At 60.6% G+C, this 25,496-nt stretch carries 19 protein-coding genes; all 19 read left to right on the plus strand.

Annotated elements, in window-relative coordinates:
* The first annotated feature begins 15 nt into the window (after positions 1-15).
* Positions 16-915, plus strand: coding sequence for an ABC transporter permease (locus B7E11_RS14570; protein WP_080835894.1), 900 nt, complete (start codon positions 16-18; stop codon positions 913-915).
* Positions 912-1,721, plus strand: coding sequence for an ABC transporter permease (locus B7E11_RS14575; RefSeq protein WP_080835897.1), 810 nt, complete (start codon positions 912-914; stop codon positions 1,719-1,721). Before B7E11_RS14570 ends, B7E11_RS14575 begins: the two co-directional genes overlap by 4 nt.
* An 87-nt stretch (positions 1,722-1,808) precedes the next feature.
* Complete coding sequence (locus B7E11_RS14580; RefSeq protein ID WP_080835901.1) at positions 1,809-2,615, plus strand: nucleoside phosphorylase; 807 nt, start codon at positions 1,809-1,811, stop codon at positions 2,613-2,615.
* Between the two features lie 154 nt (positions 2,616-2,769).
* Entirely contained in the window at positions 2,770-3,912 is a 1,143-nt protein-coding gene (locus B7E11_RS14585; protein WP_080835904.1) for an ABC transporter ATP-binding protein, read from the plus strand.
* A 5-nt stretch (positions 3,913-3,917) separates the two neighbouring features.
* Positions 3,918-4,889 (plus strand): carbohydrate kinase family protein, encoded by a 972-nt coding sequence (locus tag B7E11_RS14590; RefSeq protein WP_176220763.1) that lies wholly within the window; start codon positions 3,918-3,920, stop codon positions 4,887-4,889.
* The gene (locus B7E11_RS14595; protein ID WP_080835911.1) at positions 4,874-6,067 is read left to right on the plus strand and encodes an amidohydrolase family protein; all 1,194 of its coding nucleotides are present in this window, start codon (positions 4,874-4,876) and stop codon (positions 6,065-6,067) included. Before B7E11_RS14590 ends, B7E11_RS14595 begins: the two co-directional genes overlap by 16 nt.
* 22 nt (positions 6,068-6,089) lie before the next feature.
* Positions 6,090-6,995: a pseudouridine-5'-phosphate glycosidase gene (locus B7E11_RS14600; RefSeq protein WP_080835917.1), complete on the plus strand. Its 906-nt coding sequence runs from the start codon at positions 6,090-6,092 to the stop codon at positions 6,993-6,995.
* A gap of 81 nt (positions 6,996-7,076) precedes the next feature.
* Positions 7,077-7,502: a cupin domain-containing protein gene (locus tag B7E11_RS14605; RefSeq protein ID WP_080835918.1), complete on the plus strand. Its 426-nt coding sequence runs from the start codon at positions 7,077-7,079 to the stop codon at positions 7,500-7,502.
* A 7-nt stretch (positions 7,503-7,509) separates the two neighbouring features.
* The gene (locus B7E11_RS14610; protein ID WP_080835921.1) at positions 7,510-8,706 is read left to right on the plus strand and encodes an amidase; all 1,197 of its coding nucleotides are present in this window, start codon (positions 7,510-7,512) and stop codon (positions 8,704-8,706) included.
* 23 nt (positions 8,707-8,729) lie between these two features.
* Positions 8,730-9,524 carry a cysteine hydrolase family protein gene (locus tag B7E11_RS14615; protein WP_240353134.1) on the plus strand — a complete coding sequence of 265 codons (795 nt, stop codon included), beginning with the start codon at positions 8,730-8,732 and terminating at the stop codon, positions 9,522-9,524.
* Positions 9,525-9,542: 18 nt separating this feature from the next.
* The gene (locus tag B7E11_RS14620) at positions 9,543-10,403 is read left to right on the plus strand and encodes a fumarylacetoacetate hydrolase family protein (RefSeq protein ID WP_080835924.1); all 861 of its coding nucleotides are present in this window, start codon (positions 9,543-9,545) and stop codon (positions 10,401-10,403) included.
* A 320-nt stretch (positions 10,404-10,723) separates the two neighbouring features.
* The gene (locus B7E11_RS14630) at positions 10,724-11,131 is read left to right on the plus strand and encodes a 6-pyruvoyl trahydropterin synthase family protein (RefSeq protein WP_080835931.1); all 408 of its coding nucleotides are present in this window, start codon (positions 10,724-10,726) and stop codon (positions 11,129-11,131) included.
* Positions 11,132-11,735: 604 nt separating this feature from the next.
* Positions 11,736-12,428: a hypothetical protein gene (locus B7E11_RS14635; protein ID WP_245809732.1), complete on the plus strand. Its 693-nt coding sequence runs from the start codon at positions 11,736-11,738 to the stop codon at positions 12,426-12,428.
* Positions 12,429-12,728: 300 nt separating this feature from the next.
* On the plus strand, positions 12,729-15,365 hold the full coding sequence (locus B7E11_RS14640) for a winged helix-turn-helix domain-containing protein (RefSeq protein WP_080835939.1): 2,637 nt from the start codon (positions 12,729-12,731) through the stop codon (positions 15,363-15,365).
* 126 nt (positions 15,366-15,491) lie between these two features.
* Positions 15,492-19,577 (plus strand): Ig-like domain-containing protein, encoded by a 4,086-nt coding sequence (locus B7E11_RS14645; RefSeq protein WP_080835941.1) that lies wholly within the window; start codon positions 15,492-15,494, stop codon positions 19,575-19,577.
* 175 nt (positions 19,578-19,752) lie between these two features.
* On the plus strand, positions 19,753-21,993 hold the full coding sequence (locus B7E11_RS14650; protein WP_080835943.1) for an ATP-dependent helicase: 2,241 nt from the start codon (positions 19,753-19,755) through the stop codon (positions 21,991-21,993).
* 82 nt (positions 21,994-22,075) lie between these two features.
* Complete coding sequence (locus tag B7E11_RS14655) at positions 22,076-22,813, plus strand: DUF3153 domain-containing protein (protein ID WP_080835945.1); 738 nt, start codon at positions 22,076-22,078, stop codon at positions 22,811-22,813.
* A gap of 7 nt (positions 22,814-22,820) precedes the next feature.
* A complete protein-coding gene (locus tag B7E11_RS14660; RefSeq protein ID WP_080835947.1) occupies positions 22,821-24,044 on the plus strand; it encodes an MFS transporter in 1,224 nt (407 codons plus the stop codon).
* A 203-nt stretch (positions 24,045-24,247) separates the two neighbouring features.
* Positions 24,248-25,453, plus strand: coding sequence for a S1C family serine protease (locus tag B7E11_RS14665; protein ID WP_080835950.1), 1,206 nt, complete (start codon positions 24,248-24,250; stop codon positions 25,451-25,453).
* Positions 25,454-25,496 lie beyond the last annotated feature (43 nt).

Below are 25,496 nucleotides of genomic sequence, written 5' to 3' on the forward strand. Positions count from 1 at the left end.
AAGGGGGAGAGGCGGATGGAAAAAGCAATCGCGGAGTCCCGGCGGCCGAATCCGGCGGGGCAAAGACAGCTGTGGTCCAAGGTGGCGCTGCTCTCTCCCGCCATGCTTGTCTACTGGGCCGTGTTTTTGATTCCGGCTATCGTGCTGCTGATCAACAGCTTTCAGGCGAATCAGCCGGAGCGGACGATGTGGGAGCGGGATTTATCGCTCGGCAGCTTTTCGCGGTTTTTCTCCGATCCTTATTTCATCAAGGTGATTGGAACGACGCTGCTGCTGGCGGTCATCGTCGTCGCCGTTTCGCTCGTCGTCGGCTATTTGCTGGCCTACCACATTTATAAAGCGAAATCGTTCGTCAAGACGACCCTGATCACGGTCGTGCTTACGCCGCTGTTCAGCGGAGCGCTGCTGCAGTCGCTCGGCTGGTACCTCATGTTCGCCCGCTACGGGCCGATCAACGTCGCGCTGAGGGACATGGGGCTGCTGTCGCAGCCCCATAACTTCCTCGGCACGTACGGCGCGGTCGTCGTCGCGCTCGTGCACGGGTTTTTGCCGTTCATGGTGCTGTGCATCGTCAACTCGCTGCGGTCCATTCCGGCCAACGTGCTGGACGCGGCGTCCAGCCTCGGCGCAAGCTCGTTCACGGCGTTCGTCCGCGTCACGCTCCCGCTGTCCAAAGGGGGCATGATGGCCGGCAGCGCGCTCGTGTTCGGCGGGACGCTCGGCTCCTTCGCGACGCCGGGCATCGTCGGCCAGGGTAAAATCCAGCTGCTGGCGCAAATCATTTACCAGCAGGCCATTCAAATTTTCGACTGGTCGTTCGCCTCGGTCATTTCCATCGCGCTGCTGGTCGTTTTGGCGGCCGTTACCATTTTGTTGAACCGTTCGGTCAACGCCTCGGGGAGGGATCGCCGATGAACCGGCCGAATGCGGGCAGCCGCGTCGCTTACGGGGCGCTCAAGGTTGTTCACCGGATCGCGGTCTATCTGGCCTTTTTGTTCGTTTTGGCGCCCATGCTGCTGATGGTGATCGTCGCTTTCAACAAGGCCGATTATTTCTCGTTTCCGCTGGAGGGGTTAAGCTTCCGCTGGTTCCGGGAGATGGCGGACAACTCGGAATACCGCAATTCCATTGTCACCAGCTTGCGGCTGTCCGCGATCGCGACCGTTCTTTCGCTCGCCATCACGATTCCGGCATCGCTCGCCCTCCGCAAAAGCGATAGCAAATGGATCGAGTCCGTGCTGCTCGCCCCGCTGTTTTTCCCGCTTGTCATCTGGTCGCTCGGGCTGCTGCAGTTTTACGGCATGATCGGGCTGTCGGGCTCCTTCGTTTCGCTCGTGCTGGCGCATGCGGTCATGATTACGCCGTTTATTTTCCGGATCGTCATCCAAAGCCTTCGCGAAACGAATCCGCGGCTCGAGGAAGCGGCGCACAGCCTCGGCGCGGGCAAGTGGACGACGTTCCGCAAAATCACGCTGCCGATCATATTGCCCGGCGTTATCGTGGGAGCGGTGTTCGGGCTGCTCATGTCGTTTACCGACGTGACGCTCACGATGTTCATCTCGAGCTCCGGCTCGCCGACGTTCCCCGTCCGGGTCTATTCGGAGCAGCGAAGCGAAGGCTTGAACCAGATCGTGCTCGCCTGGTCGGCCATCATTACGCTCGTCATTTTCATCCTGTCGCTCATCGGCGAAAAATTCGCCCGCTGGTCGCGCTATTTTTAACCGCGGTTCGGCTCTCCGCCGCCATTGCGGGTTGCGCTTGCCGGCCGCGGATTCCATCCCATTCGAATATTGGAGGTTATCATCGAGATGATGAACAAAATCGGACCTTTTACGATAAACGGCAAGCCTGCCTTTACCCAGATTACCGCGGATCAGATCGCGCCCTACGTCATCTTCGTCGTCAAGGACCCGCTGCACGGCTGCGAGAAGGACGTCGCGGAGGAAGTCGCGGAGCATTTCGATACGCACCGGCTCGTGTCCGACACGGGCATGGCCAAAACGTACACCGGCACCTATAAAGGCGTCGACATTTCGGTCATTTCCTGCGGCAGCGGCGGGCCGGAGCTGGAAATCATCCTCATGGACATTATGGCCAATACGAACGCCCACACGTACATTCGCGTCGGCGGCTCCGGCGCGATGCAGGAGTCGCTGTCCGTCGGCGATCTCGTCATCGCGACCGGCGCGGTCCGGGACGACGGCACGAGCCAAAGCTACGCGCCGAAGCCATTCCCGGCCATCGCCGATTACCGGCTCGTCGCGGCGATGAAGCGCGCGGCGGAAACGAACGGATTCCGCCACCATCTGGGCGTCACCCGCTCGTCCGACTCGGAATACGTCGGCGTCGGCCGCCCGGCGCTGAACGGTTACCTTCAGGAGCAGCACAAGCAGCAATTCGAAATGTGGCACCGCGCCGGCGTGCTGAACGTCGAGCGGGAGGCCGCGATCCTGCTGACGCTGACGACGCTGTTCGGCCTGCGCGGCGGCGTCGTCAACGCGATCGGCGACAATTTCGTCACCGGCGAGCCGTTCGTGGCCGGAGCGGGCTTCGAGCACGCGATCGTGACGGCGCTGGACGGCATCGTTCTGCTGGATGAGCAGCTGAAGGCGTAAGGCGAAAGGCTTGGCCGCGGCAGGGGAGCTGCCTGGGCCGGGGCCGGTAAACCGGTAAAACAGAGCCATGACTCGCGCGAAGAGCCGCGTATGGAATGAACGGCCGCAATAGGCTGCGGCAAGGATCGCGAAATGCGGGAGAGGAGGAACGTTCATGAGTCAATTGGCGCTGGAGGGGCTGTCGAAAACGTTTCGCGGCGTGGAGGTGCTGCAGGACGTTTTTCTGCAGGCCGAGCAGGGCGAATTCATTTGTCTGCTGGGGCCGAGCGGCTCGGGGAAAAGCACCGTTTTACGAATGATCGGCGGCTTCGAGACGCCCGACGTCGGCAAAATCCGGCTGGCGGGGGAAGAGATTCAGGACCTGCCTCCGAATCGGCGCAACATCGGGTTCGTTTTTCAGGATTACGCGCTGTTTCCTCATTTGACGGTGGAGGCCAACATCGCGTTCGGCCTGAAGTGCCATAAGACGGAGAAAGCGGAAATGGGCAGGCGCATCAAGTCCGTGCTGGAGCTGGTCGGCTTGACGGGGCTGGAAAAACGTTACCCGAAGCAGCTGTCCGGCGGCCAGCAGCAGCGGGTGGCGATTGCCAGGGCCATCGCGCTGCGGCCGTCGCTGCTGCTGCTCGACGAGCCGCTTTCCAATCTCGATGCCAAGCTGCGCCGGCAAATCCGGCTGGAAATGCGCGAACTGCAGCAGGAGCTGGGCATTACGACCATTATGGTCACCCATGACCAGGAGGAAGCGATGACGATGGGCGACCGGATCGCCGTGCTGCAAAGCGGCGTCATCCAGCAAATCGGCAAGCCGCTGGAGCTGTACAAGCGGCCGGCCAACCTGTTCGTGGCCGGGTTTCTCGGCGACCCGCCGATCAATCTGCAGCCGTGCCGAGGCGCGGTGCGTGACGGCGTGCCGGGCGTCGAGGCGCTCGACGCGTTCCTTCCGGCGGACCTGGGCAGCGGAGGCGAAAGCCGGGAGTGGGAAGGCAAGGAGTTCGTGCTCGGCATCCGTCCCGAAGACATCGGAGTCGCGAAAAGCGGAAGCGGTGCTCCCGGCATTCCCGCCGTCGTCGACGTCATCGAGCATTTGGGCTCGTCGGCGCTCGTGCACGTCCGCACGGAAGCTTCGCGGACGAAGCTGACGGCGCTCGTTCATGCCAAATGGATACCGGAAGCCGGAGAGCGCGTCCTGCTGGACCTGCATGCCGGCAACGGCCTGCTGTTCGACAAAACCACCACATTGGCCGTTCCCGGCTTTGCGTTCAGGCAGCCGGCGGAGCCGGCCGGAATCGGAAGTTGAGGCCTATGAAACAGCAACGCATTTTAACGTTCGGCAACGTCGTCATGGACGGCTTGTTCATCCTTCCGCGCATGCCCGGGTACGACGAAAAAACGTTTGCGGAAACGGTGTCCTGGTCCCCGGGCGGACCGGCCGTTCACTTCGCGGCCGCTTCGGCGAAGCTGGGCTCGCGCGCGAACGTGCTCGGCTGGGCGGGCGACGACTCGATGGGCTGGCAGGTGCAGAACATTCTGGAGACCAAAGGCGTCGAGCCGTCGCTGCACCGGATTTTGAATACGCAAACGCCGACTTCGATCATCATGGTCGACCGGACCGGCGAGAAGGCGGTGCTGCTGTCCCCGCCGATCGAGCCGTCGAGGCTGCCTGCGCCGGAGGAAGTGGCCGCCTTCGATTTGTCCCGGACCGATCATTTGCATACGCATCTGTTTTTGGAACCTTACGTGGATTGCCTGCTGACCGAGTGCGGAAGGCTCGGCATTTCCCGATCCATCGATCTCGAGCCGTCCTCCGTGCGGCGCTGGGGCGTCGAAGGCGTCAAAAACGCGCTCGGCAACATCGATATCGTGTTCGCCAACGAAGCGGCGGTCCATTTGTTAAGACCCGAAGAAGACGAGCTCCGCGAAAAGCTGGCGCGCATCGCCGATTGGGGCCCCCGCGTCGTCGTCTGCACGAGAGGGCGCCAGGGGAGCGCGGCATACGGCGACGGACGGTATATCGTCAGCCCGTCGGTCCGCGTGCTGACGAGCAACTCGCTCGCGGCGGGCGATATTTTCGCGGGCGCGTTCGTCAACCGCTATCTGGAGGAGCGAGACATCCGCCAGGCGGTCCGCTACGCGACGGCGGCTTCGGCGGTGGCCGTAAGCCGCTCGGGCAGCTCCGTCCACTATCCGTCCGCGGAGGAAATCGAGGACATGCTGGCGCGGAATCCGCTGAACATCGAAACGAACGAGGTGAACGTGGAATGGAAGTCTATGTGAACGGAATAGTCGCGGCGGGCCCCGAGCTGGAGCTGATCGAAAACGCGACGCTGATTGTGGAAAACGGCAAAATCGCCGCCATCGAGCGGCAGCCGCGCGAGCACGGCATCGACCTGAAGGGCGGCCTCGTCATTCCGGCGTTCGTGGACGCGCATACCCATATCGCCGACACGGGCGCCAAGGAGCTCGGAACCGGGATGCTCGTGGAGGACGCGGTGCTGCCGCCGAACGGCCTCAAGCACCGCTACCTGCAGCAGCTGTCCGAGGAGCGCCTGATCGAGACGATCCGGCAAGGGCTCAAGGAGATGCTGAAATCCGGCGTCGCCGCGTTCGGGGATTTCCGCGAGGGCGGACTGGACGGCATCCGGGCGCTGCGCAAGGCGAGCCGGGGGCTGCCGATCCGGCCCGTCATTCTCGGGCGGCCGATGGCCGATTACAAGGCGGGCTTCGAGCTGACGCGCAAGGAGCTTGAAGCGGTGGCGGAGGAGGCCGACGGGTTCGGCATTTCCAGCATCAACGCCTTCGGCCTCGAAGTCTACCATCAGATCCGGGAAATCGTCGGCGACAAGGTGTTTGCCATTCACCTGAGCGAATCTCCGCGCGATCACGAGAACTCGCTTCAAACGTTCGGCGAAACGGAAGTGAAGCGGGCGTTCGCGTTCGAGCCGGACCTGATGGTGCATCTCACCCATGCCACCGAATCCGACCTCGTCGAGCTGAAGGCCCGCAGCCAGCGGATCGCCTGCTGCCCGCGGACGAATCTGATTCTCGGGGACGGCATTCCGCCGCTGCACGAGTTTTTCGCGCGGGGCATTCCGATTTCGATCGGCTCGGACAACATGATGTTTTCCAGCCCCGACCTGTTCCGGGAAATGGACACGGCAAGCCGGGTGACGCGCGGGGCGACGAAGGAGCCGCGTTCGATCGATTCGAGCTACTTGCTGCGGTCGGCCACGTTTTCGGGAGCGCAGGCGCTCAAGCTGGACCGCGCGATGGGATCGCTCGAGCCGGGCAAGGACGCGACGTTTCTCGTGCTCGATACGAGCCGCGATCCGTTCGTATATACGCACGATCTCGTTTCGTCGGTCGTTCACCGCTGCGGGCCGTCGGATATTAGCCGGTTCGTTTGCGCCGGGACGACCGTCATCGAAGATTTCGAATTCAAGCTGAATTTGTAACGTGAAAAAAGGGGGGCTGGCGATGGAATTTTCACTGCGCGTACGGGATGCCCTGGACCGGGGAGAGGCGGTCGTCGCGGTCGAGTCGACGCTGCTGACCCACGGCCTATCGTATCCGAGATCGCTGGAGCTCGTGCTCGACATCGAGCGGACAATCCGCGAGCGCGGGGCCGAACCGGCCGTCGTGGCGATGATGGACGGCGAGATCCGCATCGGCCTCGAGCGGGAGGAGCTCGAGCGGCTGGCGCAGGCGGAAGGGCGCGTCAAGCTGACGACGGCCGATCTGGGCGCGGCCGCCGTCAGGCGGCTCAGCGGCGGGACGACGGCGGCGACGACGGCGTGGATTGCCGCCCGCGCCGGCATTCCGGTCGCGCTCGCCGGCGGCCTCGGCGGCGTCCACCGCGACGTCGCCGAGACGTGGGACATCTCCGGAGACCTGACGGCGATGGGGAGCCTGCCCGTCATGATGGTATGCGGCGGCATCAAGACGTTTCTGGACGTCGGCAAAAGCCTGGAAGCGCTGGAGACGCTCGGCGTGCCGGTCTGGTCGTACGGCAGCGACCGGTTCCCGGGCTATTTCGTCCGCGAATCGGCGTTTTCGGCGCTTCAGGTGCGGTCCGGGGAAGAAGCCGCCGCGATGGCCAGCGCGCACTGGCGGCTCGGCCTTAACACCGGCATCGTGCTCGGCGTGCCGATCCCGGAGAGCGACGCGTTCGACGGAGACGAGATGGAGGCGGTCATCGAGGCCGCGCTGGCCGGCTCCGAGGGCCGAAGCGGAGGCAAGGGCGTGACGCCGTATTTGATCCGGGCGATCGAGGCGCATACGCAAGGGCGCTCCGCGGCGGCCAACCGCGCCCTGATCGTCGAAGCGGCGAAGGCGGCGGCCGAAACGGCGGCGGCGTTCGCGCGGCTTCGCATCGCGGGCTGAAATCCCGTTTTTCGCAACTGGCTTGTTGGGGATCGCAGTTTCCGTTTTAAAAATCAGATCGACTGGAAAGGGAGAGGCGCCATGGATATTCGTCAACCGTTGGCAGGGAAAGCGGACAGCTTGCCGGTATACAAAATTTCTCCGAAAGACACGAACAAATTCGTTTTGCTCAGCGACGGGGATTTTTATCCGTTCATGAACTGCGTCGAAATTTTCGACGTGGGCGGCAAAACGCCTCCGAACACGCACAAGGCGGCGTTCGAGCACTTCTACGTGCTGCACGGAACCGGCATCGCCATCGTCGGCGACCGGGAAATTCCGATTTCGGCGGGCGCCCATCTCGTCGTGCCCCCGGGCTTCAACCACCAGGTGGAAAACACCGGCGACAGCCGCCTGTACGTGTTCACGACGATGATCCCGGACGAGGACTTTTCCGCGCTGATCAAGAGGGGCGTTCCGGCAAGCCTGGACGAGGAAGACCTGCGCATTTTGTGCGGAAAGGAATGAAAACGCGATGAGCGATCGTTGGGGAGCCTACAGCCGGCGCGATCTGACGCTCGAGCCTTTGTCCGAAGGAATGCTGAGCGGGCTGACGTTCGCGGCCAAGGACGTGTTCGCGGTCAAAGGCCATGTGTCAGGAGCGGGCAACCCGGACTGGGAACGCACGCACGAGGCCGCGGACCGTCATGCCGCGGCGATCGAGCTTTTGCTCGCAAGCGGCGCCCGGCTGGACGGGATGACGCATACGGACGAGCTGATGTTCAGCCTGAACGGGGAAAATTTCCATTACGGCACGCCGGTCAACCCGAAGGCGCCGGACCGCATCCCGGGCGGCTCCTCCAGCGGGTCGGCCGTCGTCGTCGCGGCGGGTTTGGCCGATTTCGCCATCGGCACCGACACCGGCGGCTCCGTGCGGATCCCGTCGTCCTACTGCGGGATTTACGGTTTCCGGCCGACGCACGGCCGGGTGGCGATCGAGGGGGTCATTCCGCTGTCGGTCACGTTCGACACGGTGGGCTGGATGGCCGGCTCCGCGAAGCTGCTGAAGCGCGCCGGCGAGCCGCTGCTCGGCCCGGCCGGAGACGAAGGCGCGGCTTTCGGCCGGCTGATCGTGGCGGAAGACGCGATGGCAGCGGCCGATCCGGAAACGCGCGAGGCGCTGGAGCCGTTCGTCGAGCAAATCGCCTCCGCCTTCGCCTCCCGCGAAAGCGCGACCGTCGCGCCCGAAGGGCTCGCGGAATGGATGCGCATGTTCCGGGTCGTGCAGGGCCTGGACATCTGGCGCGAGCACGGCGAATGGATCGAGCGGACGAATCCCCGCTTCGGGCCCGGCATCGCGGAGCGGTTCGCCTGGACGTCCACGCTTGATCCGGAGGCCGGACGGGCCGAACGGCGGGCGGTGTCGGATATCCGCAAGCGCCTCGGCGGCTTCCTGGGCGAGGACGGCGTGCTGGTTATTCCGACGGCGCCGGGCCCCGCGCTTTTGCGCAACATGCAGGGAGACCGGCTGGAGGAGCGCCGCTCGCGCACGATGCAGCTCAGCTGCATCGCCGGGATCGGCGGCCTGCCGCAAATAACGCTCCCTTGGGCGGAAGTCGGCGGCTGCCCGGTCGGCTTGTCCCTCGTCGCCGGTCCCGGCCAAGACCGCAAGCTGCTGAACTGGGCGGCGGATTGGGAAGAACGGCTCGGTCCCGGGCGGACCGCAACTTGACCACAAGCTATCGGAGGTGGCCTATGACCGCCATGCACACGCTGGGCCATGCCCGCAATCATTGGAAAGTATCCGGCGAGCGCGTCGATCTCCGCCGGGCGAAGGGAAAGCCGCAGCCCGTGTCGTTCGATGCCGAGCCGCAGCGGCTGACGCTGGACCTCGGCCGCAGCGCGCTCGTCGTCGTCGACATGCAAAACGATTTTTGCAGCCCGGGCGGGTGGCTGGACTACATCGGGGCGGACTATCGCCCGGCGAGAAAGCCGATCGAGCCGCTGAACCGACTCCTGCCCGCGCTGCGCCGCGAGGGCGTCCCGATCATTTGGCTGAACTGGGGAAACCGGGCCGACAGGATGAATCTGAGCCCGTCCGTGCTTCACGTATACAATATGTCCGGCGACGACATCGGCATCGGCGGCCCCCTGCCGAACAACGGCTCCCGCGTGCTGGAAAAGGACAGCTGGAGCGCGGCCGTCGTGTCCGAGCTGGACGCCGACCCGCGGGATATTTACGTGGACAAATACCGGATGAGCGGGTTTTGGGATACGCCGCTCGACAGCATTTTGCGCAATTTGAGCGTGAGCACCGTGCTGTTTGCCGGAGTGAACGTGGATCAATGCGTGATGGCGACGCTGCAGGACGCCGTTTGTCTCGGCTACGACGGCGTGCTGCTGTCGGATTGCAGCGCCACGACTTCGCCGCCGTACTGCGAGGCGGCGACGTTGTATAACGTTAAGCAATGCTACGGCTTCGTGGCCCGGTCCGAGGCGCTGCTTGCCGGGATCGAGGAAGGCGAAACGGCCGAAACAATCGACGAATAAAAAGGCGGGGTTATGAAGATGAGGCTCGCGACCATTCGCAAGGACGGGCTTGAACAGGCGGCCGTTCAGACCGCGCGGGGCATTGTCACGCTGGAGGAGCTGAACCGGTCGGCCGGACGAAGCTGGCCGACCGGCATGCTGGAGCTGATCGAATCCGGCGCCCTGGCGGACGTTCGCGCCTGGCTGGCCGAAGGCGGGCAATCGATTCTTGCGGGCATGCCCGCGCTTGCGCCGGGAAGCTATGAGCGCGCCCCGCTCTACCGGCGCCCGCGCAAAATTTGGGGCATCGGCTTCAACTACGTGCAGGACGCCGAGGAGCTGAAAACGGTCGACCCCGCCGAAGAGCCGGTCGGGTTCATGAAGCCCGACACGTCGCTGATCGGGCCGGGCGAGCCGATCCGGCTGCCGGCGGACGCCGGCCGGATCAACGCCGAGGCGGAGCTTGCGATCGTGATCGGTCGGACATGCCGCAACGTATCCGAGGCGGAAGCTTCCCGGTACGTGGCGGGCTTCGCGGCGACGCTCGACATGACGGCGGCCGACATTCACGCGCGCAACCCGCGGTTTCTGACGCGGGCGAAAAGCTTCGACACGTTTTTCAGCCTCGGCTCCGAGCTGGTGACCCCGGACGAGCTGGAGAACGTCCTGGACTTGACCGTTCATACGGCGCTTAACGGAGAGGTCAAGCATACGAACAAGGTGTTCAACATGCGGTACCGTCCGTGGTTCGCCGTCGCTTTTCACTCCCGGTTCATGACGCTGCTTCCCGGCGATATCCTGATGACCGGAACGCCGGGAGCGGTGCAGATCCGGGACGGCGACACGGCCGAATGCCGCATCGACGGCTTCGAGCCGCTGGCGAATCCGGTGCGGGCGTAACAAGCCTGCGCTAGTTCCTTTGCCGCCCTTGGGCCGGAGTTCCGGCCCGGCGGCGCGCCTAACGACCGGAACGCATCCAGCTACCGGAACGCATCGAGCTACCGGAACGCATCGAGCTACCGGAACGCATCCAGCTACCGGAACGCATCGAGCTACCGGAACGCATCCAGCTACCGGAACGCATCCAGCTACCGGAACGCATCGAGCTACCGGAACGCATCCAGCTACCGGAACGCATCCAGCTACCGGAACGCATCCAGCTACTGGAACGCATCGAGCTACCGGAACGCATCGAGCTACCGAAAGGAGAATGTGACCTTATGCTTTTTCAATATTATCCGTCTGTCGCGCACAACTACAAATTCGAACTGAACAAAGATATCCACCTCGCCTCCGCGCATTTCAATCCGCACGAGAGCGCGGGCAAGTCCCGCAATATGCACGGTCATACGTTTATCGTCAACATCACGATCGGCGGCAACGAGCTGGCTGATTCGGGCTTCCTCGTCAACTTCGGCACGATCAACGAAATGGTATACGACAAATTCGACAGCACGGTGCTCAACGACCATCCCGAATTTTCCGAGACGTTCCCGACGACCGAAGGCATCGCGCAAACGCTGTTCCATATGATCGACAAGGAGCTCGAAGCCCTTCCGAACAAGCCGAAGCTGCTGCAGGTGCTCGTCCGGGAAAATCCGTCCAGCTACGTCGCTTACCGCGGTTGATGTGCGCATTTGCTTTGACTGACATTCGGAAAAGCCGCCCCTTTTGGCAGGTGAATCTGCCGGAGGATCGGCTTTTCTGCTGTCAAAGGCGGTATGCCGTTTGTGGACGGGGGTGTATGAAAAATCGTACAATCGCGAGCCTGAATACGGATACATTCCGGGATTTGTACGAAAAATCATACAAAAATGCGAGTTTATCGGTCGGATGCGGCAATTTTGTATGAAAAATCGTACAAATGAGGGTGTGAAAACGGATACATTCCGGGATTTGTACGAAAAATCATACAAAAACGCGAGATTATCGGTCGGATGCGGCAATTTTGTATGGAAAATCGTACAACCATGAATTGAGAAGCGGATACATCCCAAAGTTTGTACGAAAAATCATACAAAATCGGGCATGTACCCACCGGATGCCACGACTTTGTGTGAAAAATCGTATAAGGTAATTTTGCCGGAAACGGCTAGCATAAGACTTTTCAAAAACTTCTTGCAACGCATAGGATAATTTGGTAATTATATATTGGATTCATATTGTGGCGAAGCATGCCCCGGTATTCCTTCCATAGCGAAGGGATCGGGGTTTTATTTATTTCGGGAAAGGGTGAGAATATTGGGTTTTGAAATCGAGCATGAAAAGTGGATAAAGGAGCACTTGTCGAAGCGCCAAGGGGAACGACTGGATGCGCTGAAACGAGGGCATGGTTATGGAAACCGCATGTTTGCCGAAAAAATATGGTGGTCCCTCGTGGGGCATTTTGCGGGTTTGCATCCCGAATATGAGGTTAAGGACTGGCGGGGACGGTCGTATTTCGTGGATTTTATCTGGATTTTGGGCGGGCTTCGTTTTGTGTTTGAAATTATGGATTATGGCTCGCATGGCACGGATCGTTCGAAATATCGAAAGGATCTGAATCGGACGCTGTTCTTGCAGTCGCAAGAATGTTACGTAATCTCCATCTCCTTGGATGAGATGAAGGAGAATCCGCCGTTCGTGCTAGGGATGGTTCGAAGCATTTTAGCTCCGTATCTGGCGGCGGCGAACGAGAAGGATTTTGCCGTAGGCCGCACTTTCGGAAAAATCGAGCGGCAGTTGATGCGTTTGGCGATTCGCCACAATCGGATGGTTCGACCATCCGCGGCGGCAAGCGAGCTTGAACTCCACAAGCAAACCGTTATCAAATACTGCCGCCAGCTTGTCCGAAAAGGGAGATTCCGCGCCGTTCCCAAGGGAACCTCGGGCAAAATCTATCATTATGAATACTTAGGCTCCCTCCAGAGTTCCGATTTATTCTGAAAGCCGGCGGACGGCCTAACTCTCCCTCCTGTTCGCGAACGCGGGAAAAAGCTAAACTCCGGAAATGAATTAAGGCAGCACGCCGCATAGACTCGAGGGCAGCACGCCACGCGGACTTGAGGCAGCACGCCACGCGGACTCAAGGCAGCACGCCACGCGGACTCAAGGCAGCGCGCCACGCGGACCTGAGCAGCGCGCCACGCGGACTTGAGGCAGCACGCCGATCGCCGTTCGGGGTTCTTCTCGTCGCGATCATCGTTTATACTAGCTTTATTCGATAGAACGCGAAGGAGCTCCCATATGGAACAACCAGATTCCGAACCCCGTTTCCTTACCGAATCGCTGCTTCATTCCAAACTGGAAATCCCCCGACCGGCTCCTTCCCTGATCGAACGGAACCGCTTGACGCAAAAACTGGGCGAAGCTCTGAACGGCGCCCTGACGCTCGTATGCGCTCCGGCCGGCTTCGGCAAAACGACGCTTGCCTGCCAATGGATTCGGGAATGCGGGATCGACGCCGCCTGGGTTTCGCTTGATGAAGGCGATAACGAGGGTTCCCGGATGTGGCGCTACATCGCGGCCGCCGTCGATCGCCTCAGACCCGGCTTTATGGACGACGTCAAGCCGGTGCTGTCTCCTCTTCATACCGGAAACTTCGAACAAGGGCTCATTTACTTTTTGAACGTGTTGAATCGGTTATCCGGGCCTCTGCTTATCGTATTGGACGACTTTCATCTCATCCGGGAAGACCGGCTGAACCGGGGAGTCGCCTATTTAGCGGAGCATCTCCCGGCTCATCTCCATCTTTGCCTGCTCAGCCGGACCGAGCCGGGCTTTGCCGCGGCGCGGATGGAAGCAAGGCAAACGGCGCTGCGTTTGTCGGCCGACGATCTGCGGTTCGATGCCCGGGAAGGGGAAAGCTTCTTCCGCGAGGCGCGGGTCGCGCTGGGAAAGGAAGGGACCGCGGAACTGGTCAAACGGACGGAAGGCTGGGTGACCGGACTCAAGCTCGCGTTGTTGTCGATGCGGAGCCTGGAGGACAGCGCTTCGTTCGTGCGCGAATTCGCCGGGGATAGCCGCCGGGTCCGGCAATATTTAATGGAAGAGGTTTATGAGGGGTTGTCCGGGAGAATGCGTTCGTTTTTGCGAAAAATTTCCGTATTAAAGCGTTGGAATGCGTCGCTGTGCCGCGGCGTAACCGGCTTCGAGGACGCGGGTTCGCTCGTCGGAGAGCTCGAACGCGCCCAGCTGTTTGTAGTCCCGCTGGATTCGAAGGGGAGCTGGTTCCGGTTCCATCATTTGTTTTCCGAATTTTTGCGGGGACGGCTCGAGCTTGAAGGCGAAGAGCGGGCAGCTTCGCTGTACGAGGCGGCGGGACGTTGGTGCGAGGAGCGGAACTTGCAGGAGGAGGCCGTCGAATACTACTTGCTGGGCGGCGATTACAAGCGGGCCGTCTTCGTGCTGGAAAAGATGGCCTCCCGGATTATCGATTGGGAATGGTCGAACCTGCGCAAGTGGCTGTCCTCGATCCCGACTCCTTTTTTGCTGACGCATCCGGCGTTGTTTTTTTCCTATGTCAATTCCCTTGTGGCGGAGGATGCGAACGACATCTTGCTGGCCGAACAACTGATGGGCGAAGCCGAAAGCTGGTTCGCTGCCGCTTCGGAGGACATGAGCGAGGAGGAGCGGAATCGGTTTCTCGCCATGTCGCACTATGTACGCGGCACGATCATGGTGTTCGGACGCCATGATTTGGCCGAAGCCCGCAAGCACTACGAGCTTGTCGCCCGCTATGCTCCGGACGGAATCAAAATTATTTTCGGCCAGCCGGACGCCCCGCTGCAGGCGGCCACGGCCCGTGCCTACAAAATGGGCAGCGGACAAGTCGCCAGGGCGATTGCCGAGCCTTATACGCTTCAGTTGGCCGAATTATACAGGGCCGTTAATCCTGTTTTTTTGGGGCGGCTGTTCGTTAACCATGCGGAAATGCTCTATATCTGGAACGATCTCGAAGCCGCGGAACGGTACGCCGCCGAAGGCGTGAAATGGGCGGAGCGGAATCCGAACCGGTCGGAATACGAGCTGGTTCCCGGCTGGATCTGCCTGGCGAGGATTAAGGGGGCCCAAGGCCGTCTTTTCGAAGCCGTCGAAATTTTGGAGTCGGGCAAGTGGCGGATGGGGGCAATGGAGTTCGAACGCGGGGTGGAGCAGCTGGATATGGAGCTGTGCCGGTTGCGGCTTTTAAAAGGAGATGCGGCTGCCGCGCTGGAATGGGGCGAGCGCAGCGGGCTGGGCGTTTCCGATCCGGTTTCCGTTTATCTGCTATACGATTACGAATTATTCTCGCGGGTGCTGCTGGAGAAGGGGCGGGGGGAAGAGGCGTTTGTCCTGCTCAAAAAACTGCTGCATGCGGCCCAGCGGGAAAAACGGCTGCTCGATGCGGTCGAGATTATGGCGCTGCAGGCGCGATACTTGCACGAGCAGGGAGACCTGCGAAAAGCGCTCATCCAACTGGAGGAGGCGCTGCGAATTTGTGAAGCGAACGATTTCGTTCGCCTGTTGATGGACGAGGGGCCGCCGCTGCGGAGCCTGCTGCGGGAGATGGCCGCGGCGAAGCGGCAAGGCCGTTATCGGGGCTCTGCGGCTGCCTCCGTTTCCTTCGTGCGGACCGTTCTGGCCGGAATGGAAGCTCCCGGCGAGGCGGAAGGAGAGGCGCATCCGCTGAGCGCGTTGTTTACGCCCAGGGAAATGGATGTCTACGAAGGTTTGCTGGACGGGCTGAGCGGCAAGGAAATCGCGGGCAGGCTCGGCATCGCCTACGAGACGGTGAAGACGCACCGCAGACGCATTTACGATAAACTGGGCGTGAAAAATCGCGGCGAAGCCGTGCTGCGGGCCGCCCGAGGCGGCGAAAGGACGGAGCATAGGGAACGATGAGCGTGCGATGTCTTAGCCGTCGTTTTCAGCATCCCCCTCAGGGGGGACTTTTTGCATGCCTTTTTATTTTAAAATAGAAGTATTCTGTTTATTTCCGATTTGATAGAGCTGGAGGTTAGGTAACCGATGTCGAAAATAAGGCGCTATAAGCGGCTGATCGGTTTGCTGATGTCGTTCGTTCTGCTCGTTCCGGCGTTGGCGGTTCCCGTTCGGGCGGCGGAAGCCGGCGATCGGCTCGCGTACGCGAAGACGGATTACAGCGGGCTTAGCGGGTTTTCCGGATTCAAGCCGACCTCGGACGGGGGATTTATCGGCGCCGGCAGAGGGACGGTCATGAAGATCGGACCGGACGGCGCGATAGAATGGTCCAGGGAAACGATCGGCGGGGACTTGCCGTCTCTGATGAGCGTCGGGGAAACGCCTGACGGCGGTTACGTTTACGCGGGAAGCGCAGACCCCGATTACAAGTGGGTATACGGGAAGCTCGACGGCGCCGGCAATGTGCTGTGGCAACGTTCGGAGCCGCTTTACGGCGGCGTTCGGGGGGTCCTTCCCGTTTCCGGCGGTTACGTTGTGATCGGTTATCACAATACGGCCTCCGTGGGATTGAATCGGGACGCCGTTTTGTTTTGGACGGACGAGAACGGCGTTAAAACTTCTTCCGATCTCGTGATCGCTCGAAGCGACGATCGATACGTTCGCAGCGCGATTGCAGCGGACGGAGGCTATATTGTCGTCGGCGATGGCGACTCGATCGGCTATGCCATGAAGTTGGATCTTTCAGGGGGAGTCGTCTGGGAGCGGACCTACGGTTCGGCCGACTCGGTGCTAGAGGGAATTTATCGGCTGGAAGATCAGAGCGGCTATATGCTTGTGGGCAATGCCTATACGTCCTCGCAAGATGCCTTGGTCATCCGGGTCGACGAGCAAGGGAACGAAATCTGGCGGAAAACGTATCCCGCCGGCAGAACGTCGCTGGCTTTTTCGATTTCGTCGACGAAAGACGGCGGTTTTATCGTAAGCGGCGGAGACAATGCGGACGGAAACGGAATGCTGCTAAAGTTGGCCTCCGACGGAACCAAGCAGTGGCAGAAGTGGATCGAAGGCGCCGGCAATTTGAAATATGTGAAGCAATCGGAAGACGGCAGCTACCTGGCTGCGGGGGGCTATAGCGCCGGGGCCGTCATCCGCTTGAAGGTCGGGGCGCCGTCCGGGTTGATGGCTGACGATGCCGCCAATCGGATTTTCGGGCTCGACGCTTCGATGGAATACTCGACGGATGGCGGAGTTACATATACGCCCTACGTGCCGGGGGAGGAACCTTTATTTGAAGGGGATTTAACCGTGCTTGTACGGTACAAGGAGGACTATTCGGCCGGCTACGAGGTTGGAGAAACGGAGGAATTTACGTTTACCGTCAACCTGCCGGAACCGGTCGAAAGCGTGAGCGGCCTTGCGGATATTCTGGTTGCAAACGGAACGGAATTGGGCTCGGTCGGCCTGCCGACGGAGGTAGAGGTCACGCTGAGCAACGGGGATACTGCGAACGCGGACGTGACGTGGGACGGAGGCAGCCCGGCGTACAATGGCAACGTTGCGGGCACATACGCCTTCACCGGCACGCTGACGCTGCCGGAGGGCGTGTCGAACCCGGACGGCTTGACGGCGAAGGTGAACGTCGTCGTAGGGGCCGCGCCGGTCGAAAGCGTGAGCGGCCTTGCGAATATTCCGGTCGCGAACGGGACGGAGCTGGGCTCGGTCGGCCTGCCGACGGAGGTAGAGGTCACGCTGAGCAACGGGGATACTGCGAACGCGGACGTGACGTGGGACGGAGGCAGCCCGGCGTATAACGGAAACGTTGCGGGCACGTACGTCTTCACCGGCACGCTGACGCTGCCGGAGGGCGTGTCGAACCCGAACGGCCTGACGGCGAAAGTGAACGTCATCGTAGGGGCCGCGCCGGTCGAAAGCGTGAGCGGCCTTGCGAATATTCCGGTCGCGAACGGGACGGAGCTGGGCTCGGTCGGCCTGCCGACGGAGGTACAGGTCACGCTGAGCAACGGGGATACCGCGAACGCGGGCGTGACGTGGGACGGGGGCAGCCCGGCGTACAACGGAAACGTTGCGGGCACGTACGCCTTCACCGGTACGCTGACGCTGCCGGAGGGCGTGTCGAACCCGAACGGCCTTACGGCGAAGGTGAACGTGATCGTGGACGCCGCGCCGGTTGTGCCGATAACCGTTGCGGGAGTGATGCAACCGAGCGTCATTACGGTCGTTTATGGAACGAGTCTTGCGGAGGTGGATCTCCCGGCCCAGGTGGAAGTTGCGCTCAGCAACGATACGGTTGCGATGGCCGACGTCGCATGGGATACCGGCAACCCAAGCTATGATGGAAATACGCCGGGAACCTATACCTTCACCGGAACGTTGACGCTGCCGGAAGGCGTGACGAATCCCGATGACTTTAAAGCGTCAGTCGAAGTTGTCGTCGCCGATCCGGCAAATCCGGAGCCGCCGAACGAGGTTGTTGTCGTATGCGAGACTTCGGGCTGTACGGCCAGCTTCGGGGAAGAGCTCAGCATTGAAATTCCCGGCAACGTTTATGACGGCCCGTTTACGTTGACTATGCGAAAGGTAGAACATGCGGAGGACCTCGTTCCGGCCGGCTTCCGGCTTCTAAGCCCGGTTTTCGAACTGCTCAAAAGCTTTGCCGGGAACTTTAAAACGCCGATTACGATCCATTTCGCGTTCGATTTTGACGGAATCGGAGACGGGCGCAGGGCGGCATTGTTCTACTATAACGAAGAGACCGCGTTATGGGTAGAAGTGGCGGGCACCGTTGCAAGCTCGACTTTCGTGGCCAAGGTTGACCATTTTACCAAGTTTGCCGTTTTCTCCGTGGAAGAGGAGACGGAACCCGAGCCTTTGACGATTGCGGGCATAAGCGATTTGGAAGACATTGAAGTCGCGAACGGAACGGTCCTGGATGCCGTAGCTTTGCCCGCCCAGGCGGAAGTCACGCTTAACGACGGCGCCAGAATCAACGTTAACGTCATGTGGGATGGCGGGACCCCGGCCTATGACGGAAACGTGGCGGGAACCTACGCGTTCGAAGGCTCGTTGGCGCTTCCCGAGGGGATAACGAATCCGCAAGGGATAACGGCGAAAGTTCGGGTGATCGTTGCCGACCCGATCGCATCTCCGCAAACGCCCGTCCCGATTCCGGCCAATCCGAACGAACGCTATATCGTATGCGGGGCCTCGGGCTGCACGGCCGGCTTTGGAGACGAGCTTGAACTCATAATTCCGGGGAATGCCTATGACGGCGCGTTTACGCTGACGATCAAAAAAAGCGAGGTCGACTCCGAACGTATTCCGGCAGACTATCGGCCGTTGAGTCCGGTTTTCGATTTGCTCAACAGCTTCGGCGGAGCCCTCAAGGAGCCTGTTGCGATCCGCATGAAGTTCGCGGCAGATAGCGTCGGAGAGGAACGCCGAGCGGCGTTGTTCTTCTATGACGAAAGTCTCGAGCGTTGGGTTGAAATCGAGGGTCGAACGGAAGGCGACGTCTTCGCGGCGCAAATCGCTCGTTTTTCGAAGGTTGCCGTTTTCTCCGTCCCTGACGACGAGGCGGAAGAGGAGCCTTCGGTCCCTCCGGCGGCCGATTTCTCGGACATCGGGGGACATTGGGCGCAAACGGCGATCCTTGAAGCCGCGGCAAAAGGAATCGTTACCGGGTATGCGGACGGGAGCTTCCTGCCCGATCAAGCGATCTCGCGCGTCGAATTTGTCGCGATGCTCGTTCGCGCGCTCGGGCTTTCGTTGAATGGCGGCGCTCCGAATTTTGCCGATTCGGAAGCGATCTACGGTTGGGCTCGCCCGCTCGCAGCCGCGGCGGTCGATTCGGGCCTCGTCAGCGGTTATGCGGATCAAACGTTCCGTCCGGCCGCGCCGATCAGCCGGGCGGAAATGACGACGATGATCGCGCGGGCGCTGCAGCTGCCGCCGGATGAAGAGGCTTCGGCCGAAAGCTTCTCCGACAGCGCCGATATCCCGGCATGGGCGAAGGCGGCGGCTGCCGCAGCCGGGCGGGCGGGCCTCGTCGCCGGAAAATCCGGCGGCCGGTTCGCTCCGTTCGATCAGGCTACCCGCGCGGAGGCGGCCGTCATAATTTTGCGCTTGCTGGAAGTCGCAGGGCAGGCAGAGTAAAAACAGTTACAAGAGGGTCGAAGCGGAGACGCTTCGGCCCTTGTTGTCGTCCAGGAAAGCGCCTGATTCGGATGGGCGCGAATACCGAGTTTTGGGGAGGAATAGCGAACTACCCATGCTATAATAGAAAAAAATTCAGGTACGAAGCAAGAGAGCCATAGAGAGGGAAACGAAAATGACCGGCAAGGAAGATTATTGGAGCCGTAAACAAAGGGAACTCGGCGTTAAGTTGAACGAAGTGCAGAAACAAGCGGTCATGCGGACCGAAGGGCAGCTGCTGCTGCTTGCCTCGCCGGGATCCGGCAAGACGACGACGCTGATGATGCGGATCGGCTACTTGATCGAGGAAAAAGGCGTTTCTCCGTCCCGCATTCTCGCGGTCACCTTCAGCCGGGAGGCGGCGGGCGATATGAAGGCGCGGTTTTCCTCGTTTTTTCCGGGATTGGCGGAAGGCGGCGTGCGTTTTTCGACGATCCATAGTTTGGCTTACGAGATGGCAAGGGAGCATTTTCGCCGCAAGGGAGTCGCCTACCGCCTGATCGAAGGGGATGCGGGGAACGACGGGACGCCGCCGGAATCCGGTCCGTTTCCGCTGCACAAAAAGGCTATCCTCCGCAACCTTTACCAGCAAATCGCGCACGACCTGCCGACCGAGGACCAGATGGAGGAGCTGCTTACGTATGCCAGTCTCGTCAAAAATCGCCTTTTGCCCCCCGCCGAATGGCAAAAGGTAAAATGCGGGGTACCTCGCGCCGCGGACATCGTCCGGGAATACGAGGCGTTCAAGCGGTCGGATCCGGGCTTGCGGCTCATCGACTACGACGATATGCTGACGATCGCGAACGAAGCTCTGGAGACTGACGGCGAACTGCTCCGCCGCTATCAGAGCCGGTACGATTACGTGATGACGGACGAAAGCCAGGATACGTCCCTGGCGCAGCACCGCATCGTCGAAAAGCTGGTTCGCGGGCACGGCAATCTGTGCGTCGTCGCCGACGACGACCAAAGCATTTATACGTGGCGGGCGGCGGAGCCGCAATATTTGCTGGATTTTCGCAAAGTATACCCGCAGGCCGCCGTGCTGCTGATGGAGCAAAATTACCGCTCCTCCAGGCAGATCGTCGAGGTGGCCAACCGCTTCATCAAGCGGAATAAAGCCCGATACGACAAAAATATGTTTACGGACAATCCCCCGCACGCGCCCGTCCGCATCCGGCAATTCAACGACCATCGCGTCCAGACGAAATATTTGGCGGAGCAGCTTGGCAGGACGGCCCCTTTAAGCGAAACCGCCGTCCTGTACCGCAACCATTCCTCGGCGATCGCGCTGGCGAACGAGCTGGAGCGCGCGGGGATTCCGTTTTATATGAAGGACTCGGATTACCGCTTTTTTTCCCATTGGGTCGTCGAGGATATTTTGAATTTCATGCGGATGACGTTCAACGATCGCCGCCCGGATTTGCTCGAGCGCATTCATGCCAAGATGGGCGGGTATATTACGAAGCAGCAGATGGCGCAATTGAAAGCGGCCGCGGGCGGGGGCAACGTTTTCGACGAGTTGCTGCTGCGCGTGCCCCTTCAGGACTATCAGCCCAAGCTGCTGGAAGAATTGAAGGAAACGATCGAAAAGATGAAAGGAGCGCCGCCGCTTCAGGCGATCCGCACGATCCGGGGCAAGCTCGGCTACGAGAAGGCGCTGGACAAAATGTGCGAAAATCTCGGGTTCCGCAAAGACTACCTGGCCGGGGTGCTGAACACGCTGGAATCGGTTGCGGATACGCTCGGCACGATGGAGGAGTTCGCCGCGCGGCTTACCTATTTGGAGGCGGTCATGCGAAAAGCCAAGACCCGCAAGGGCGAGGAAGCGGTAACGCTGTCCACGCTGCACAGCGCCAAAGGGCTGGAATTCGAGCGGGTGTATATGATCGATCTGATTGACGGAATTCTTCCCTCGAAGGAGGAGACCGACGAAGAAAAAGCCGGGCGGCCGGAAGCGATGGAGGAAGCGGCGAGGCTGTTTTATGTCGGCATGACCCGGGCGAAGCGGGACCTGAAGCTGTTGACTTACAAGTGGAAGGACGGAATGGAGACGAAGGAGTCCCCGTTCGTCGCCGCGGTGCGCCGGCTGCAGGAGCCGGCGAAGCCGGAAGCCGCCGCGAGCGATCGGGGCGGGCCGCCCGACAAAACGGAGCGCCGCGAACGCGATCCGGACGCGATTTCGGATGCGTCGCAACTGGCGGTCGGCTCGGAAGTGTGGCACCGGGCGTTCGGCATCGGCGTCATTGCGGGCTTGGAGCGGGACACGATCGGCATTCGGTTCGGCGGGGAATTGAAGATGCTGTCCGTCCGGCACTGTTTGGAGCTGGGATTGCTCAAGCCGCCCGAACGAAGCGACACGGAAAAACTTGCAGAATAGTCGTACAAATTTGTCCCCGACCTCCATTCCGTCGTTCGATTCTGATAGAATAAAAGCAGACAACGATGGAATCGGGTGACACATGAACGAACACGGACGCGCTCGAAAATGGACGAAGCTGTTGGCCCTTTTGGTCGGAAGCGTGCTATTGCTTTCCTCTTGCGCTCAAGGGGAAGCGCACGTGACGATCAACCGGAACGGGACCGCCGATCTCGATCTCGACCTTTCGGTCAGCAAGCAAATTTTAACCGCCATCGGCAAAGCGGATATTATGAACGAGTTGGCCGAACGCTTCGAACAGGCGGGAATGGGCGTTCGGATTACCGACCGGGACGGACAAGCTCAGATCGAGGCCTCCAGACGCGTCGATCTCAGGGAGTACAGCGGCGATTTGACCGACCTCCCGGAGGGCATCGAAGTGGAGGATGCCGAAGAGAAAAAATGGTTTTACACGAAGCATGCGGTCGCGGTTACCCTCGATTTGGCGCCGATGCTTGAGCAAGGCCAGCAGGAATGGATCGGGCAACTGTCGACGCTGCCGGACTTGATGAAGAAGCTTATTCAAAGCCAGCTCAAGTTCGCGATCGTGTTGACGCTGCCGATCAAGGCGGACGGAAGCAACGCCGATGAAGTGACCGACGGCGGCCGAACGCATCAATGGAACGTCGATTTGTTCGAGGCGAACCGTTTCGAGCTGGTCGTGAACGTGCCGAATCTCGAGCATATCGCTTATGCGGTCGGCGCGCTACTGCTTCTTTTCATCATAGGGGGAATTTACCTCTACCGGTCGATCCGGAGACGAAAAACCACCAGGATGTGACGGCGGAATGGAGTATTCTTGGAAACGAAATTTGATTGTGCTTTGGGTAGGCGTCTTTTTCTGCAGCACGGCGTATTCGATTTCGATTCCGTTTCTCCCGCTTTTTTTGCATGCGGATCTCGGCGTAACGAGCCATCTCGAGCTCTGGTCGGGCTTGGCTTTCGGCATCACCTTTTTGGCCAGCGCCTTGATCGCGCCCTATTGGGGTTCGTTGTCCGACAAATACGGCCGCAAGCCGATGCTGATCCGCTCAGGCTATAGCCTGGCGGTTCTTTACGTTTTGACGTATTTCGTGCACGATCCGTATCTGTTTCTCGTCGTAAGGGTGTTCCAGGGACTGCTGGCCGGCTACGTTCCGGCATCGATCGCGCTGGTGGGAACGAACACGCCGGAGCGGCATTCCGGTTACGCTCTCGGCATTATGGCGACGTCCGGCGCGACGGGGGGCATCATCGGGCCGCTTGTCGGCGGCGTCGTGAGCCACTACATGGGCAACCGGGAAGCGTTTTTGTTTTCGGGAGCGATCGTGCTTGTCTCGGCGCTGATCGCCCATTTTTTCGTCAAAGAGAAAAACTTCAACCGCAGCGCCAAACGCTCGCGCGTCCGCGAAGACATCAAGCTGGCGTTCTCCAATCGCGCCTTCGCGAGCGCGCTCGGCCTCGTGGCGCTGGCTACGTTTTCCGTCATGATTCTGGAGCCTTTGCTTACCGTATACGTAATGGAGCTCGGCGCGGATCAGGACGAGGCTTCGCTGCAATCGGGCATTATCTTTTCCGCGGTCGGCATCGCCACGCTGATCGCGGCGCCGCAATGGGGGAAAATCGGAAGCCGGATCGGCTTCGTCAAAGTGCTGGTCATCGGGCTCCTGGGCGGCGGCATCGGCAACATTCTGCAGTTTTTCGTCGGCCATTACGCGGGGTTCGGCGCGCTCCGCTTCGTTTACGGACTGTTTTTCGCCGGCGTTTATCCGGCATTGAACGCGCTGATCGTAAAGGTGACGGAGCCGGAGTTCCGAGGACGGGCATTCAGCCTGAACCAGTCGGCTACCCAGCTGGCGACGATGCTCGGCCCGATCGTCGGGGGCGCGCTTGGCGGCTGGATTCCGATCCGCTGGGTGTTCGTCCTCAACGGGGTGCTGCTGATCGGTTCGGCGCTGCTGCTGCTCGGCAATCGAAGCGCGGTTTCCTCCGACCGCGTCCGGCAAGCGGAGGGCAGACGGGCGGAGATGTAAAGGCAGACGGCATGGAGATGAATTTCAACCGAACGCCGAAGCAAACTTTCAGCCGAATCGGGGCGATGGTTTGCCGATGGCTGCTCGGACGAAATTCATCTTTTTTTCACCTGCGTTTAAGGCGGATTTAAGGATGGAAATTATGATAAAGGGTGGAAACGTTATGGATTAATCCGACAGAAATTTTTGCGGGAGGAATCTTGATGATGTTTCGCGGAAAATGGACAAGAGCCGCAGCCGCCGTCGCGGGCGGAGCGGTCGGGGCGATGTTGCTGGTCGCCGCGGGAGTGAATCCTTTCGTCGGGCCTTCTCCGGAAGAAAGCTATGCGTCCGGTTCAGCCGTCCGGCAGGGCGGGGTAATGAACGTGGCGCTGTCGGCCGGCAAGACCCATTCGATCCCCGACATCGTGCAAGCTTCGAATCCGGCGGTCGTCCTGATCGAAACGTACGCCAAGTCGGGCAGGCAGACGTCGCCTTATTTCAACGATCCGTTTTTCCGGTACTTTTTCGGGGATCCGGAGCAGCAGCCGAGAGCTTCGGAAGGCGGAGAACTGCAGCGGATCGGAGCCGGTTCCGGCTTTTTCTACAAGGCCGACGGTTACATTCTGACCAACGAGCATGTCGTCAGCGGGGCGGATCGGATCGAAGTGACGGTCCAGGGAGAAAACGAGCCGTTCGTGGCGAAATTGCTGGGATCGAGCGCGGAACACGACCTCGCCGTGCTCAAAATCGACGGAAGCCGTTCATTCTCCACGCTGTCGTTCGGGGATTCCGATCAATTGAACGTGGGCGATTGGGTCGTGGCCATCGGCAATCCGTTCGGCTTCGAGCACACGGTGACGGTCGGGGTCATCAGCGCCAAAGAGCGCGACATCCCGGTCGTGAGCAGCAGCGGACAAAGGGAATACAGGCATCTGCTGCAGACGGACGCCTCGATCAACTCCGGCAACTCCGGCGGGCCGCTGATCGACTTAAGCGGACATGTGATCGGCATCAATACGGCCAAAAGCACCCAAGCCCAAGGCATCGGCTTTGCGATCCCGAGCGGCACGGTCGTTCCGCTGATCGAATACCTGGAATCCGGAACGCCGATTCCGTCGTCCTACATCGGAGTTTCCGTTTCCGACATCGACGAATCCTGGATGAACCGGCTGAAGCTCGGCTCCCGCGAGGGCGCGATGGTGCTGCAGGTGCTGCCGGGAACGCCGGCGTACGAAGCCGGTCTCCGTCAATACGATGTCATCGTTCGGATCAACGGCGAGAACGTAAAGAACAAGGACGATCTGCAGGACCGCATAGCGGAAGCCAAGATCGGCAACCAATTGACGCTGACGGTCGTTCGCGACGGCAAGCAGCAGGAGTTTACGGTCGTCGTCGGCGACCGAAACAAAGCGAACGCCGAGGCTTGAGGACGCAAGCCCCGGCGCCCTCGGCTTCTCTGCTGCCTGCGAG

This window comes from Cohnella massiliensis (genome assembly GCF_900169535.1).
Taxonomy (GTDB): Bacteria; Bacillota; Bacilli; order Paenibacillales; family Paenibacillaceae; genus Cohnella; species Cohnella algarum.

Bases quoted from the DNA above. Each gene is read 5' to 3' on its own strand.
- B7E11_RS14570 (WP_080835894.1), top strand. From the start codon at position 16: ATGGAAAAAGCAATCGCGGAGTCCCGGCGGCCGAATCCGGCGGGGCAA.
- B7E11_RS14575 (WP_080835897.1), top strand. From the start codon at position 912: ATGAACCGGCCGAATGCGGGCAGCCGCGTCGCTTACGGGGCGCTCAAG.
- B7E11_RS14580 (WP_080835901.1), top strand. From the start codon at position 1,809: ATGATGAACAAAATCGGACCTTTTACGATAAACGGCAAGCCTGCCTTT.
- B7E11_RS14585 (WP_080835904.1), top strand. From the start codon at position 2,770: ATGAGTCAATTGGCGCTGGAGGGGCTGTCGAAAACGTTTCGCGGCGTG.
- B7E11_RS14590 (WP_176220763.1), top strand. From the start codon at position 3,918: ATGAAACAGCAACGCATTTTAACGTTCGGCAACGTCGTCATGGACGGC.
- B7E11_RS14595 (WP_080835911.1), top strand. From the start codon at position 4,874: ATGGAAGTCTATGTGAACGGAATAGTCGCGGCGGGCCCCGAGCTGGAG.
- B7E11_RS14600 (WP_080835917.1), top strand. From the start codon at position 6,090: ATGGAATTTTCACTGCGCGTACGGGATGCCCTGGACCGGGGAGAGGCG.
- B7E11_RS14605 (WP_080835918.1), top strand. From the start codon at position 7,077: ATGGATATTCGTCAACCGTTGGCAGGGAAAGCGGACAGCTTGCCGGTA.
- B7E11_RS14610 (WP_080835921.1), top strand. From the start codon at position 7,510: ATGAGCGATCGTTGGGGAGCCTACAGCCGGCGCGATCTGACGCTCGAG.
- B7E11_RS14615 (WP_240353134.1), top strand. From the start codon at position 8,730: ATGACCGCCATGCACACGCTGGGCCATGCCCGCAATCATTGGAAAGTA.
- B7E11_RS14620 (WP_080835924.1), top strand. From the start codon at position 9,543: ATGAGGCTCGCGACCATTCGCAAGGACGGGCTTGAACAGGCGGCCGTT.
- B7E11_RS14630 (WP_080835931.1), top strand. From the start codon at position 10,724: ATGCTTTTTCAATATTATCCGTCTGTCGCGCACAACTACAAATTCGAA.
- B7E11_RS14640 (WP_080835939.1), top strand. From the start codon at position 12,729: ATGGAACAACCAGATTCCGAACCCCGTTTCCTTACCGAATCGCTGCTT.
- B7E11_RS14645 (WP_080835941.1), top strand. From the start codon at position 15,492: ATGTCGAAAATAAGGCGCTATAAGCGGCTGATCGGTTTGCTGATGTCG.
- B7E11_RS14650 (WP_080835943.1), top strand. From the start codon at position 19,753: ATGACCGGCAAGGAAGATTATTGGAGCCGTAAACAAAGGGAACTCGGC.
- B7E11_RS14655 (WP_080835945.1), top strand. From the start codon at position 22,076: ATGAACGAACACGGACGCGCTCGAAAATGGACGAAGCTGTTGGCCCTT.
- B7E11_RS14660 (WP_080835947.1), top strand. From the start codon at position 22,821: ATGGAGTATTCTTGGAAACGAAATTTGATTGTGCTTTGGGTAGGCGTC.
- B7E11_RS14665 (WP_080835950.1), top strand. From the start codon at position 24,248: ATGATGTTTCGCGGAAAATGGACAAGAGCCGCAGCCGCCGTCGCGGGC.